We start from the raw sequence: 14062 nt of genomic DNA on the forward strand, positions 1-14062 counted from the left end.
CAAGCGCGTCGTGTCGTCATGGGCTGGGTTTGGTGAAGATCAGGACGTCTTCGTGGGCGATCAGGTGCATCGGTGTGCCGGCGGCGCGGGCGGTACGGACGGTGTGGAGTTGGAAGAACGACGGGCGCGCGACGAGGTGCCCGTCGCGGATCGCCGCGAGAAGGGCGACGCATCGTTCGGTGGGGGTCAGGCCGGCGCGGATGCCGGCGCCGAGGACGGCGGAGGGCAGGTCGACGAGCTCGCCGTGTTTGCGCCAGGGTCGGGCCGTGACCACGACGGTCCCGCCCGGGCGTAGCAAGGTGTGGCAGCCGTGCAGGATGCGAGTGAAGCCGTCAGCAAGGCCCGTCAGGTCGCGGTAGGCGAGGTTGCCGCGGTCGTCGCCGTCGTTGTACTGATGGTCGGTCTTCCCGATCCCGTCTGCGGCGGGGCGCACGTGCCCGTGGACGGTCGGACCATACGGCGGCGAGGTGACCACCAGGGCGACCTGCCCCGTCAGGGCTGCCGGGACGAGGGAGAGCAGGCGCGTGGCGTCGCCGCGGATGACGGCGGCGCGGCCGGCCGCGCCCTGGGTGTGGGCGTGGGCGGTGTTGGCGTCGGCGATGTCGGACCAGCGGGACTCGTACTCGACACCGATCGCGTCGCGGCCGGCGTGGATCGCCTCAACGAGGGTGGTGCCGATCCCGCACATCGGGTCCAGGACAAGGTCACCGGGCCGGCTGTAAGCGGCGATGGCGTGGTCGGCGATCGCGGGCAGCATCCGCGCCGGGTGGGCGGTGGACGCGGGCAGGTAGCGGCCGCGGCGTTGGACGGGCCCGGTCCGCTGCGCGGTCGCCCACACCGACAGCCCCGCCGTATGCACAGCCGGCGGCGGCCGGTCGGGGCGCTCAGCCATGGTCGCCTCGTTCCCGGGCGGCGGCGTCGGATGGGGCGGGGCGAGGGGTCAGGACGAGCAGGTCGGCGTGGATCCGCAGGTGAGCGAACCGCCGGCCGGCCTGGGCGGCGAGGGCGAGGAGCTCTTCGTCGGTGGCGTGGAAGGTGAAGGTGTCGCCGTCGAGGTCCGCGGCGACCCCGACGATGTGCTGCAGGTAGCCGAGCCCGGCCGCGGTCGCGGCTGTGACGATCGGGGTGAAGTCCTCGGGCGTCGGCCGGTCGACGCTGGCGGCGACGACCAGGACGAGACAGCCGCCGGCGCGCAGCAGGTCCTGGCAGATGGTCAGCAGCCACGCCAGCCGGACGCGGTTGCTCGCGGGGTCGGCGTGCAGCGGCCACCCGGCGACGACCAGGCTGGTCCGTCCCCACAGCCCGACCTCCCCGGCAGGTGGTGGGTTGTCGTCGGTTGGGGTGGGTGGCAGGTGCGGGTCGGTGAGGTCGTCACCGAACCAGTCCCGGATCTCGGCCGGCTCGACACTGCGACCATGCCCCCGGTCGCCGTCGCAGAGCTCGCGGTGCGCGTTCGCGCGGTCCTGGGCCCGTGGCGTGGTGGTAGGTGGTACGGGCGGGACCGAGGGCGGGCCGATGACCAGGCTCGGGGTGTCGGTGAACCAGGCCCGGTGGTGCCGGCGCCGCCCGACGGTGCACGACGGCGCCAGGGCGTGGTCGGCGGTGAGGTCGACGACCGGGTCGCCGGGTCTGCTGTAGGCGGCGACTAAGCGTGCTGCCAGGCGGGCGGGGATGGTGGCCGCGTGGTCGTCGTTGCTGCGGGCGGTCCGCCAGACGGTGATCGGAACCGGCGGGTCACCCGGAACGGCATCGACGACCGGGGCGACGCGCGGGCCGCCCGGCTGGTCGGGTGGGGTGTGGTGGGGCGGGTGTGTGGTCATAGATGGGTTCGGCTCACGCCGCGGGCGTTGCGCTGACGTTTCCCCTATCGGTGTTTGTGAGCCGCAGCGAACACCTCACGCGCTCACCGCCGCTCACACCGGCACACAGCCCCTCACCCACGCGCGCGACGACCTGGCGTCGCTGGCACCCGGGGCGCCCATCTGTCCGGCGTGACGGGCCACGGACAGCCAACCCGGTCGCCTCTGCCCGTGGCTGGTGGAACACCACAGCTGACAGAGATTGCCTGGCGCCTGCGCCGGCAGTGTCCGTCGCCATGACATCGCTGTCCGGCCCCAAACACCGCTCTGACATCGGCTGTGAGTCGCGGTGTGTCCGTGTGTGCCGGCTCGGTGTCCGGCCGTACATGGTCACTGCCACCATGCGGCGCCGGCGGCGAACGCGCTGCGCGGGAGATGGCCACCGCAGACATGGCGTGAGGCCGCGGCCGCGCTCACACGGTGGCGCTGTCAGTCGCCTGTGAGGGGGCCGTGTCCCACTGGCCATCTCGGACACCGCCACCTGGCGGCGGGTCCAGGTCGCTGGGAGATGACATGACCGCGCACGACATCACCGACACGCCCCCGCAGGACGTCGCACCCGGCCACGACCCGGACATCCCACTGACAGACATTGACCCCGGCGCGGACACGGATGCGGGTAGGTGGCCAACGTCCCCGTTCGCGTGCGTGGACACGGCGTTCGCGGCATTGACTAACGGACCGAACCCGTTGGCCGTCGACGGTGACCGCTTCGACAAGCGCCTCGGACTGCCTACCGGTCAGGTGACACTGCCGGTGCTACGGGAATGGCTGACCGCGCACCCGGGACTGCCTGCGGCCCGCGACGCGGTGTGGCGTGACCTGATCGGTCGTGCCCGCCTCGACGGGCCGGCGTGGGTGATCGCCGCGACCGCGTTCGCGTTGCCGGCCCTGGTCGGTATCGCCGCGGAGTTGACCCGGGCGGGCTGGACGGGCGATCCGGATGACGTGGACGCAGAGGTCCTCGCCGGGTTCCTGTCCGCGCTCCGTGACCGGGTAGACGTGACCGGACCCGCGCCGCACCGCGCGCTGTGCCGTGCCGCCTGGCGGGCCGGCCTAGCCCTGGTCCGGCAGCAACGCCGGTTCATGACCGTCGACGACGTCGAAGCCGTAGCCTCGCTGCCCTCCCACACGCCCAGACCGCCGTGGGGGCACCCCGACTTGTTGATTCGCCGCGCCGTCGTGTTGGGGCTAATAGACGCCTGCGACGAGCAGCCATACATCGACGTGCGGTTAGGGCACCGCGCGATCGAGCCCATCGCCGCCCGCCTGGGACTGGCCCCCGACACCCTGCGCCGCAGGCTTACCCGGATCGACACCCGCCTCGCCATAGCCCTCGCGGACGGGATGCTCACCGGCGCGCCGTCACCACAGGCCCGCGCCGAACTCGCGGCACAGGCCCGCCGCCGGACCCACATCCGTGGCGCACGCCGCCGCCGAGCAGCACCATCCTGTTCCCATGGTTGACGCGATCTGCCCTTCGTTTCGACGAGCCATGACCGGTGGGCTCAGGCCTGGTCGATGGTGGCGATGATCTTCTCGGCGGGCGGCCTTGGCGGGGGCAGCCTGCGCCAGTGATTCCGCAATCGCTTCGGCGGCCATCGCTCGCACCAACATGCCGGCGCCCGAATTGATGACCAAAACCCTGGTCACCGCGCATCCTCACTCCACCTGCACGACAGTGGCATCGGCCCCCGCCACGCCCCGTCCGCAGATGAGCCAGTATTCGGGACGTTGACCAGGAATCGATTGGGATAGTGAGCGGGTGCCAAACCTCGACTTCTACGCTGTCGACGATGACTGGTCAGCGGTGTTGGACACCGTCTTCGACTCAGGACTCTTCCGCGTCTTGCAGGCCGACTCTCGCCCCGGCCATGAGCTGCGTGAGTTCCACAATGTCGACGAGACCGTTGGAGCTGGTGAGCGGCGCCTAATGCTGTTCGTCACCGGGGCCGGCCCAGAACCGACCGCCAGACGCATCGACTTCGCGGCTGACGCATCAAACGCCGGGTTCCGGTATACCTGCGAGGGGTGGGGCCTCATCCAGCTCTACTACGGCGGCTTCTTCCGGGAACAGGAGCTGCGCTGGAGCCACACGAATCACAACACGGAGAAGCGTGCTGCAGCCTGGGCGCCGACCACGCCGCGGATCGGAGATCCAGCCGCCTGGGACTGGAAAGCGGTCACCAGCGCCTCGAGCAAGCTGAACCGTGCGATCGGCCGTCTGGCCGTCGACAAAGTCAACTCACATCCAGTGCTGCCCGCGGCCGCTCGCCTGATCGAGGAAGCAAACCTGCGATACGAGTACGGCACCGGCATTCACGCCACGCCAGCATTCGGCAGCTCACCAAGTTAGCGGTCCGCTGATCGAGCCGGTCTTCGACCTCGGCCTCCGCGACGACGAAGGTGGGTCCCCGCTCGCCCTGCGGAGGCTGCGGATCGCCGCCGTTCGCCGCAGGCGGCTACGACGTCGAGGTGATCGCCAGATCAAGGTTGACCAAATCGCGTCCCACGCGGCCACGTGATCGACTCGCGAGCACGCTGGGATGTCGCTGACCGGTTAGGCGTTCTCGCCGTGCTCCCGCAACGCCTCCTGCTCTTCGGGTGTCATCCGTTCGTAGGCGGACCAGAACGTCGAGAACGACGCGGCGAGCGCGGTTCCGTAGACCTGGCTGGCGGCGACCTCCCGCAACGTCACGTCGCCGTCCAACACCGTACGGGCCATCTCACGCAGGAGCTCGTTGTCGCCGTCGGCCAACCGGTGCAGGGACTCACGCAGCAACCGCTCGCGACGCGGGTCGCCGGCGGCGATGTCGGACAGGTCGCTCACTAGATGGCCGCGTGGTCGTAGCGGCCACCGAGGTCGGGGAGCTTGGCCTGATCCAAGTTCGCTAGCTCGGCTTCCAGCTTCCCCTTAAACGCCAGCACGGCCGCATAGATCGCCTGGTACAGGCCAGTCGCGGTACCCCGCAGCTTGAGCAGGTAAGCGATCTCGCCGGCGGCGACCGCGTAGCCGACGAACGCGCCGACCCCGGTGTACGCGGTGGCGGTCCCTGCGGCTGCGGCGATCCCGATGATGATCGCGGTGTCCAGCATGCTCTTGACAACGCCGCTGAGCGCTTCGCCCATCGACCACACCGCCTCGGCCATCTCCGTGTAGGAGGCGCTGATCTGGCCGAGCGGCGGACGCAAGGTGAAGACGGCGTTGTTGGCGTCGGTGAAGAACCGGAACGCGCCGTCGGCGGCGTTGCCGTTCCACGCCGAATGCAGCAGCGTGGCCCCGGTCTGCATGTTGTACGCCATCGCGGACAGCCCGTCGCCGACGTTGGTGGTCACCGGTGCCATCGCGGCGAACGCTTCCCAGTCCCCGACGAGGCGTTCCTGCAGCCAGCCGATCGGGTTGAACCCGAACACGACCGAGAACGCCTCGTTGGCCCAGTGGCTGGGGCTGACCAGGTCCATGAACCCCAGCGGGTTCGCCGGAATGTCGGCCGGACTCGGCGGCTGCAACTGCGCGCGGACATCGCGGGGATCGACGAACGTGGTGTACAGGCAGGGGTTCTGCGCGAGCTCGATCTCCACGGCGGTGGTGGGACACGCCTGGCCACCGGGCAGGAACCCGTCCAGGGACGCGGCGGCGTTGCGGTCGGATCGGCGGTAGTACGCGGCCGCCCGGTCCAGCTCCGGCGCCGACTCCTGCAGCAGAGCGATGATCCGCACGAGTGTCCGGTCGATGGTGTCGGCCGCGTGCGTGTGGCCTTCCTTCGCGACGCGGAAGACCTCACCGCCGGCCTTCGGGGCGTCAACGTACCGGTTCAAGTAGGTACGAACCTCGCTGGCGTCGTCGGCGGCGCGTTCGACCTGCCGCGCGTAGCCGACCAGCGCATCCGGCTCGACCCGAAAGCTCATAGCAGAATCCACACCAGCCCGGCGATGGTCACCACGACCGCTGCCCAAAGCACGGTCCAGCTGCGGACGAAGAACGTCGCCGCCGCGGCCAGCCCGCCGGCGAGCATGAGGATGTTCCCGGCCAGGTTGTCGCTGCTGTCGATGAGCGACCACAGGCCCAGCAGGCCGAAGAACATGCAGCCGATCGCGACGACCCACCGCGCGTTGCGGCGGGCCACCCATTGGAACTGGGCGACTTCGACGCGGTAGTCCTCGATTGCCTGCCGGCGGTCCTCGTCCGAGACCTCACGCCTACGTCGCGCCATGCCGGCACGATAGCAACGCCAGTCACCGGACCGCTGCCCTCAGTAACCGGCGTGACATGCCAACCTCGCACCCGTCGCCTGGTCGACCTGGCCGTGGGAAGCCCGCGTTGGCTGGGTGGTCGAGCGGTTGTGAGTGGGTGTGAGCGGTCGAGGTGTTCGCCAGGACTCACAAACGCCGATAGGGGTGTGCGGGACTTCTCGGAACGGTCCGGGATTCCCGTCCGCCGCCGGCGCACCATCACGTGTCCGGGGTGACACGACCGCCGGGTTCCGGGTGCCGCGATCCGATGCGCTGACACCTCATCGACGCCTCCGACCGCAAGGGAGGACAGGCTCACCCCGGAACCCCACGGTCCAGCACCCCGAGCCGGTGTCGCCCGGCGGCGGCCTTCCCTGCCGCTGCTCGCATCGCCCCGTGGCCGCCCTTTCAGGCGCCAGGGGCGGGAGGTGACCCATGCTCCGCACCCTGCGGGTCCGCCCGCGTATCCCGACCACGCCTCGCCCGGCCGACGCTGGCCGCCCGTCGACACCTGCCGGCGGACCGCACCGTCGCCGGTGGCATGTCGCTGCTATCCGCGCCTGCACGGTGGCCGCGGTCGTCGCCGTACAGGTGGCGTTCGCGCCCGCGGTCGCAGCTGCCGCCGTTGTCGACCCGGTGCTGGCGGTCAACTCGTTGCCGGAGGTGATCGCGAACCTGCGGGCCTGGGTCATGGGGATCCTGGCCGCGATCGCCACGCTCTACGCCGTCCTCGGCGGTGTCTTCCGGCTTCTGGCCGGCGGTGACCCTGCCCAGGTGGAGCGGGCCAACATGTATCTGCGTAACGCCCTGATCGGCTACGCCCTGGCGGTCCTGGCGCCGGTGCTGCTGCAGATCGTCCAGGGCATCGTCGGGGGCTGACATGTTCGGACCCGACTTCGTCTCCGGGATTCAGGACTCGATCCTGGGCTGGCTCGCGACCGCGATCCTGGCCTGCTTCGACGCCCTGATCGCCGTGATCACCGACGTGCTGCTGGTCACCCCGGACGTCACCACCCTGCCGCAGGTACAGGCCCTGACCGGCCGGTCGATGCTGGTCGTCGACGCTGTTTACGTCCTGGCGTTCGTCGCTGCCGGGGTGATGACGATGATCGCCGGCGGCGACGCCCACTCCTGCTACACGGCCAAGGACCTGCTGCCGCGCCTGGTGGTCGGGTTCGTCGCCGCCCACTTCTGCCAGCTGTGGTGCCACACCATGATCAATCTGGCGAACGCGTTGACCGCGGCGCTGACCACACCATCCTCGACGGCGGGCGGTCGTCCTGGCGCGGTCGCGGGTATCCGCGCCCACCTGGCCGTGGCACACCAGCAGGACGCGGCGCTGCTGTTCGTGGTCTGCGCGGCGATCATCGTGGTCCTGCTCGCAGCGACCGCGTTCTCGATGATCGTGCGGTTCGCGGTCGTCCTCGTGCTGACCGCGGCCGCTCCGCTGGCCCTGGCGTGTCATGCCCTGCCGCAAACCGACCCGGTCGCGCGGATGTGGTGGCGCGCCTACCTGGGCACCCTCGCTGTCCCGGTCGCGCAGGGGTTCACCCTCTACGCCGGGCAGTGGATGTTGACCGACCCCACCCACATGCTTCCCGCCTTGGGGCTGCCGGCCGAGCCCGGCGGCGTCATCAACCTGTTCGTCGTCATGGTCCTGCTCTGGATCACCGTCAAGATCCCGAACCTGATGCGCCGCTACGTCCTGGCCGCCGGGCCGAACAGGAACCCGATGGGTGCGCTAATGCGCGTCGTCGTCGTGCAGCAACTCACCCGCGCCCTGCCCGGCGTCGGCCGCGCGGTCCGGGCGGTGACCCCGTGACCCGCCCTGCTCGTGATCCATCGACCGACGGGGTACGGGCGCGGATGCCGGCCGACGTCGACGCCCCGGACAAGGTCGTCTACGGGCTGACATTCCGGCAGCTGGCGATCCTCGCCGTCGCCGCCCTGGCCGGCTACAGCACCTGGCGGTCCCTGCACACCATGGTTCCGCCGCTGCTGCTCGCCGCCGTCGGGCTGGTCGCCGGCGCTCTGGTGTTCGCGACCGTGGTCGGCCGCCGTGACGGCCTGACCATGGACCGGTGGCTCCTCGCCGCGGTTCGCCACGCCCGCGCACCCCACGCCTTGTCCACAACCGACACGGCGATCCGCGTCCCGGCGTTCGTGCCGACACCGTCGGCGAGGACGCCGATCCCGGCGCCCCTACGACTGCCGGCGGACGCGATCGGCGACGACGGGCGGATCAGCGTCGCCGGCGGCAGCGCGGTGATCGTCGCCGCGACCACCGTCAACCTCGCGCTGCGCACGCCCGGCGAGCAGACCGCTGTCATCGAGGGGTTCGGACGCTGGCTGAACTCGCTGTCCGAGCGGACACAGATTCTCGTGTCCGGGCAGCCGTTCGACTTGCACGCCGCCGCCGACAGCCTCACCCGCACCGCCGGGGAGCTCACCCACCCTGCCCTGGCCGACGCCTGCCGGGACCACGCCGCGTTCCTCGCCGACCTCGGCCAGCGCCGAGACCCGCTCCAGCGGCAGGTCCTCATCGTCACCCGCAATACGGCCGCCCACGCGGCGCTGCGCCGCGCGGACGACACCGTCCGCGCCCTGTCCGGCCTCGGGGTGACCGTCCGCCCGCTCGACGGCCCGGCGGCCACCACCGCCCTGGCCGCAGCCGCGGACGCCTACCGGACGCCCCGACCGGTTCCGCTGGCGGTGCCGCAGGCCGTCATCACCGCCGCCCCACCACCACCTACCAGAAGGCGACCCTCATGACACTCCTCCCCCGTCTCATCCGCCCAGCCACAGCCGCCACCGCCTCTGATCCGCGACGGGCCGAGCGGGTCGCCGCCGCCGTCGCGCCGTCAACGGTCGAGGTGACCGCGCGTGGTGTGCGGGTCGGTGACGGACACACTGCCACGTTCATGGTCACCGGCTACCCCGCCGAAGTCGGACCGGCGTGGCTCGAGCCTCTGCTGTCCTGGCCCGGCCGCCTCGACCTGACCATCCACATCGACCCTCTACCGGCCCCGGTCGCCGCCGCCCGGCTGCGGACCCAACGCGCCCGCTACGAGTCGTCGCGCCGCGTCGACGCCCACCGCGGCAGACTCCCCGACCCGGTCGTGGACGCCGCCGCCGACGACGCCGCCGACCTCGCCGAACGCCTCGCCCAAGGCCGCGCGAACCTGTTCTCCGTCGGCGTCTACCTGACCGTCCACGCCCGCACCGAACCCGACCTCGTCGACGCCTGCGCCCAGGTGCGAGCCGCGGCCGCGTCCACGCTCATCGACCTGCAGCCGACCACGTGGCGGCACCTGCACGGCTGGACCACCACCCTGCCCCTCGGCGCCGACCTGATCGGCGCCCGCCGCACCATGGACACCGCCGCCCTCGCCGCCGCGTTCCCCCTCGCCAGCCCCGACCTGCCCGCCCCACTGCCCGGCGACCCACCGGCGGGCGGGGTGCTGTACGGGGTGAACCCGGACTCCGGCGGGATCGTCTGGTGGGACCGGTGGGCGCAGGACAACCACAACATGATCGTCCTGGCCCGCTCCGGCGCCGGGAAAAGCTTTTTCGTCAAATGCGACCTGCTCCGCAACCTCTACCACGGCGTCCACGCCGCGGTCATCGACCCCGAAGACGAGTACGTGCGCCTCGCCGACACCGTCGGTGGCACGGTCATCCGTCTCGGCCAGCCCGGGGTCACGATCAACCCCCTGGACCTGCCCGCCTCGGATCCGCGCCCGGACGTGCTGACCCGCCGTGGCCTTTTCCTGCACACCCTCGTCGCCGTTCTCCTCGCCGCGCAGCCCGCCCCGCACGAGCGGGCCGCCCTGGACCGGGCCATCCTGGGCACCTACCGGCGGGCCGGGATCACCGCCGACCCGGCCACCCACCACCGACCCGCACCGCTGCTGCGCGACCTGGCCGCCACGCTGGCCGAAGACCCGGCCGGCGCGGACCTGGCCGCTCGGCTCGGACCGTGGGTCGACGGGTCGTACGCCGACCTGTTCAACGGCCCGACCACCACCAGCCCCGCTGGGCACCTGGTCGTGTGGTCGCTGCGGCACCTACCGGACGAGCTCCGCACCGCCGGGACGCTGCTGGCCCTCGACGCCATCTGGCGCGACGTCGACACCCCCGACCCCGTTCGCCTCAAGACCCGCCGGCTCGTCGTCGTCGACGAGGCATGGCTGCTGCTGCGCGACGGGCACGGCGCCCGGTTCCTGCAGTCCCTGGCCAAGGCCGCCCGCAAACGCAACACGGGCCTGACCGTCGCCACCCAGGACGTCGCGGACGTCCTGGACAGCGCACTCGGGACCTCGGTCGTGTCCAACGCCGCCACCCAGATCCTGCTCAAGCAAGCACCCCAGGCCATCGACCGCGTCGGCGACGCGTTCGGCCTCACCGACGGCGAGAAACGACTCCTGCTGACCGCCCGCACCGGCCAAGCCCTGCTCGTGGCCGGCACCCACCGCTGCGCCTTCGACGCCATTGCCAGCCCTACCGAACACCGACTCGCGACCACCACCCCCGCCGACCTGGCCGATGACAGCGAGGGCGCGGCATGATCACGCCCGCAGGACCGTCGAGCGCTCCGGCGCCTCCGGGACCGCCCGAGCCCCACGCGGGGATCTCGCCACCGGACCTGCGATGGATCGCTGACGCCGTCGACTGGGTCACCCCGGGACGCGCCGCCAGCCTCCTGCTCGTCGCCGCCGCTGCGGCAGCGGTGGCGATCGCTGTCGGGGCGGTGCTTGGCCGGTGGCGGCACCGCCGGCACACCAATGGCGCCCGCCTGGTGACCGTCGCCCCGCCACCGCAGGTCGACCCGCACAGCGCGGCTTCGTTCTGGGCCAACGTCCATGGCGTCCTCACCCCTTCGCGCCGTCGCCGCCGGCGATACGGCGTCGCCCACCTCGTCTGGCAGTACACGTGGACCGGCCGGCAGCTCGTCATCAGCGCATGGGTGCCCGGCACCATCCCACCCGGCACCGTCGAGGCCGCGATCCGCGCCGCCTGGCCCGGCGCCGCCTGCACGACCAGCCCGGCAACCTCACCCCTGCCGGCCGACGCGAGCCACACCGCCGGCGGGCAGCTGCGGCTGCGCTCGGGGGAATGGCTTCCGCTGCGCACCGACCACGACACCGACCCGCTGCGGGCCCTGACCTCCGCCGCAGGACAGCTACGCACCGGCGAACACGCCTGCGTCCAGGTCCTCGCCCGACCCGCCCCCGCCCGCCGGATCCGCCGGGCCCGCCGAGCCGTCACCGGTCTGCGTGACGGCCGCGCACCCCACGCTCACCCCCTCACACCCCTGGCATGGGTCCTCGACGCCATCTGGCCCGCCGCGGCACCGCACCGCACCACCACCAGCCGCCGGGACCCGCACACCGACCGGGACGTCCGCGCCAGCCTCGAGAAAACTCATCAGCCGCTCTGGACCGTCGCCGTCCGCTACGGCGTGGCGACCGCCGACACCCGCCGCAGCACGAACCCGGCCGGGCGACTGCACGGCGTCGGGGACGCGATCGCGTCGTCGTTCGCCGCCTACGACGGACCCAACCGCCTCGCCCACCGCACCCGCCTGCGCACGCCGGACCGCGCCCTGGACGCGCGGGCCCACCGCGGCGGGTTCCTCGCCGGCACCGCCGAGGTCGCCGCGCTCGCCGCCCTGCCCACCGACCTGGCCGTTCCCGGCCTGGCCCGCGCCGCGGCCAAGCCCATGCCCGCCCCACCGTCAATCCCGGCGGGCGGCCGCGCCATCAAGATCCTCGGCAACGCTGAGATGGGAGGCCACGCCGTCGGCCTGTCCGTCGCGGATGCCCGCTACCACCTGCACGTCATCGGGTCCACCGGCGCCGGAAAGACCACGCTGTTGGTCAACATGGCCGTCGACGACATCCGCTCAGGTCGCGGCACCGTCGTCATCGACCCCCACGGCGACATCGTCCTGGACATCCTCGACCGGCTCCCCGCCACCGTCGCCGACCGCGTCGTCATCTTCGACCCGGACCAGCCGAACCCGCCGACCATCAACCCCCTCGAAGGCGACGACCCCGACCTCGTCGTCGACAACCTCGTGTCGATCTTCGGGAACATCTTCGTCAAAGCCTGGGGTCCCCGGATGGACGACGTCATGCGAGTCGCCTGCCTCACCCTGCTGCGCCACGCCAACGTCACCCTCCAACACATCCCGCCGCTACTGAACTCCCCGCGGTTCCGGGCCGCGATGACCGCCGACCTGGACGACCCGGCCGGCCTGTCCGGGTTCTGGCAGTGGTACGACGAGCTCACCCCAGCCCTACGCTCCCAGGTCATCGGCCCGGTCCTGGCCCGCCTGCGCGCGTTCCTACTACGGGACTTCGTCAAACGCACCATGCGGTACCCGCGCTCCAGTGTGGACATGCGCCGGATCCTCGACGGCGGGGCGTTGCTGGTGCGGATACCGAAAGGACAGCTCGGGGAAGAGACGACCCGGCTTCTGGGATCCCTGATCCTGGCGCAGGTGTGGCAGGCCGCGACCGCCCGCGCCGCCATCGCCCCCGACCGCCGCCGCGACGCATCGCTGTACATCGACGAGGCGCAGAACTTCCTCACCCTCGCGAACAGCCTCGACACGATGCTCGCCGAGGCCCGCAAATACCGCGTCAGCCTCACCCTGGGCCATCAGGACCTCGCCCAGTTCCCACGCGAGCTCCTGGCGGCCGCGTCCGCGAACGCCCGCAACAAGGTCTACTTCACGTCCTCGCCCGAGGACGCTCGCACCCTGGCCCGGCACACCCTCCCCGAGCTCGACGAACACGACCTGACCAACCTCGACCGGTACACCGTCGCCGCCCGCCTCATGGTCGACGGCCGACAAACCCCGGCGTTCACCATGCGGACCCGACCCGCCAAGCCCGTCGTCGGTGAAGCGACCGCGATCCGGCAGGCAGCCGCGGCCGCAGTACCGGCACAGGACACCAGCGCTGTCGACGCGATCGTCGAGCGCCTCACGCGCCGGCTGCTCGACCGCGAGAAGCGGACAACACCCGCTGCCCAGACGCCAACTCGCCGCGCGGGCTCGGACCCTGAACGAACCAGCTGACCCTGAGCTACACGAGACAAGGCTCACGCGTTCGCCTCCCTCAGCACAGCGAAGGCCCGTGCGACGGAGGCCTTGTCGCGCTCACGTCCGAAGTCCCTCTCACGGAGAAGGAACTGGCGTTGCCCACCAGCGATCCGCGCGCCGAGAACGTCCCGGTAGAAGAACCGCGCCCAAGCGGTCAGTGCCCTCCGGCCGGCCACTCCTCCGGGTCATTCGCTCGCCAGCACCACCACCCGGTCCTCTGCCGGGTCATACCCGAGGACCGGGTAGTTGCCGACCCCTTCGGGAGTCATCAGCACCGGCTTGCGCAGCCCGCGGCCGATCGTGGTGAAGAACCGGCAGAGCACATCCAACCGCTCCTGTCCCTGCAGCTCACGAAGGTCGACATCGAAGTCGATCTGCTCAGCCCCATACGGCCAAAAGATCGCAAGAACATCCGGCGCCGGCCACACATGCAACGCGACCCCTGCGCCGCGGCGGCTCAGCATATCCTCGACCGCCGCAAGCTCACTGAGTTCGCCTTCGACCAGGTACGCCCACTGCCAACCCTCCGCCTGCACCAAGGCGATCAGCCGTCGCCAGTCCTCGGCGGTCGTCTCCGGCACGTGCACATCAGGCAGCGACCCGTTCAGGTCGAGATCGAACCAAACCTGGACGTCGTCCCATCGCAACCCGCTCACGTTGTCATGCTGCCGGACCCCGGATCTCCAACGCATCCCAGTTCCATGACGGGGCCGATCCCGTCAGATCTCCGCGTGGTCGAAACTCACGAACACATGAATCCCTCAGTGAGGCCTGGATCCAAGGTCACGAACATTTGGCGCCGAACCGACGAACAGAGCCACTCGCTGGTGTTCGATTTCCGCCACGTCGGACTCGTGCC

General features: G+C 71.2%; 13 protein-coding genes. 7 read left to right on the forward strand and 6 right to left on the reverse strand.

Going from position 1 to position 14062, the window contains the following annotated elements:
• Positions 1-16 precede the first annotated feature (16 nt).
• A complete protein-coding gene (locus AB0J88_RS15240) occupies positions 17-892 on the reverse strand; it encodes a DNA methyltransferase (protein ID WP_364361038.1) in 876 nt (291 codons plus the stop codon).
• Positions 885-1820 (reverse strand): hypothetical protein, encoded by a 936-nt coding sequence (locus tag AB0J88_RS15245; RefSeq protein WP_364361040.1) that lies wholly within the window; start codon positions 1818-1820, stop codon positions 885-887. Before AB0J88_RS15245 ends, AB0J88_RS15240 begins: the two co-directional genes overlap by 8 nt.
• A 552-nt stretch (positions 1821-2372) precedes the next feature.
• Between AB0J88_RS15245 and AB0J88_RS15250 the strand changes: the two genes are divergently transcribed.
• A complete protein-coding gene (locus tag AB0J88_RS15250; protein WP_364361042.1) occupies positions 2373-3326 on the forward strand; it encodes a hypothetical protein in 954 nt (317 codons plus the stop codon).
• A 298-nt stretch (positions 3327-3624) separates the two neighbouring features.
• Complete coding sequence (locus AB0J88_RS15255) at positions 3625-4215, forward strand: hypothetical protein (protein ID WP_364361044.1); 591 nt, start codon at positions 3625-3627, stop codon at positions 4213-4215.
• Positions 4216-4419: 204 nt separating this feature from the next.
• Here the strand turns inward: AB0J88_RS15255 and AB0J88_RS15260 are convergent, their stop codons facing one another.
• From AB0J88_RS15260 to AB0J88_RS15270, 3 genes are read right to left on the reverse strand one after another with little or no spacing between them, the layout of a single operon-like run.
• Positions 4420-4689 (reverse strand): hypothetical protein, encoded by a 270-nt coding sequence (locus tag AB0J88_RS15260; protein WP_364361046.1) that lies wholly within the window; start codon positions 4687-4689, stop codon positions 4420-4422.
• Positions 4689-5768 (reverse strand): hypothetical protein, encoded by a 1080-nt coding sequence (locus tag AB0J88_RS15265; RefSeq protein WP_364361048.1) that lies wholly within the window; start codon positions 5766-5768, stop codon positions 4689-4691. The genes AB0J88_RS15260 and AB0J88_RS15265 overlap by 1 nt, the downstream gene beginning before the upstream one ends.
• Complete coding sequence (locus AB0J88_RS15270) at positions 5765-6073, reverse strand: hypothetical protein (RefSeq protein ID WP_364361050.1); 309 nt, start codon at positions 6071-6073, stop codon at positions 5765-5767. Before AB0J88_RS15270 ends, AB0J88_RS15265 begins: the two co-directional genes overlap by 4 nt.
• Positions 6074-6683: 610 nt before the next feature.
• Between AB0J88_RS15270 and AB0J88_RS15275 the strand changes: the two genes are divergently transcribed.
• The 5 genes from AB0J88_RS15275 to AB0J88_RS15295 are packed head-to-tail and all read left to right on the forward strand — an operon-like array spanning position 6684 to position 13179.
• Positions 6684-6971 carry a pilin gene (locus AB0J88_RS15275; RefSeq protein WP_364361129.1) on the forward strand — a complete coding sequence of 96 codons (288 nt, stop codon included), beginning with the start codon at positions 6684-6686 and terminating at the stop codon, positions 6969-6971.
• A gap of 1 nt (position 6972) precedes the next feature.
• Positions 6973-7914: a hypothetical protein gene (locus AB0J88_RS15280; protein ID WP_364361052.1), complete on the forward strand. Its 942-nt coding sequence runs from the start codon at positions 6973-6975 to the stop codon at positions 7912-7914.
• Positions 7915-7958: 44 nt separating this feature from the next.
• The gene (locus AB0J88_RS15285) at positions 7959-8864 is read left to right on the forward strand and encodes a PrgI family protein (protein WP_364361131.1); all 906 of its coding nucleotides are present in this window, start codon (positions 7959-7961) and stop codon (positions 8862-8864) included.
• Positions 8861-10660 (forward strand): DUF87 domain-containing protein, encoded by a 1800-nt coding sequence (locus AB0J88_RS15290; protein WP_364361054.1) that lies wholly within the window; start codon positions 8861-8863, stop codon positions 10658-10660. Before AB0J88_RS15285 ends, AB0J88_RS15290 begins: the two co-directional genes overlap by 4 nt.
• Positions 10657-13179, forward strand: a complete 2523-nt coding sequence (locus AB0J88_RS15295) for a DUF87 domain-containing protein (RefSeq protein WP_364361056.1) — start codon at positions 10657-10659, stop codon at positions 13177-13179. The genes AB0J88_RS15290 and AB0J88_RS15295 overlap by 4 nt, the downstream gene beginning before the upstream one ends.
• Positions 13180-13388: 209 nt before the next feature.
• Here the strand turns inward: AB0J88_RS15295 and AB0J88_RS15300 are convergent, their stop codons facing one another.
• Positions 13389-13859: a hypothetical protein gene (locus AB0J88_RS15300; protein ID WP_364361058.1), complete on the reverse strand. Its 471-nt coding sequence runs from the start codon at positions 13857-13859 to the stop codon at positions 13389-13391.
• Positions 13860-14062: the final 203 nt, after the last annotated feature.

This window comes from Asanoa sp. NPDC049475 (genome assembly GCF_040676915.1).
Taxonomy (GTDB): Bacteria; Actinomycetota; Actinomycetes; order Mycobacteriales; family Micromonosporaceae; genus Asanoa.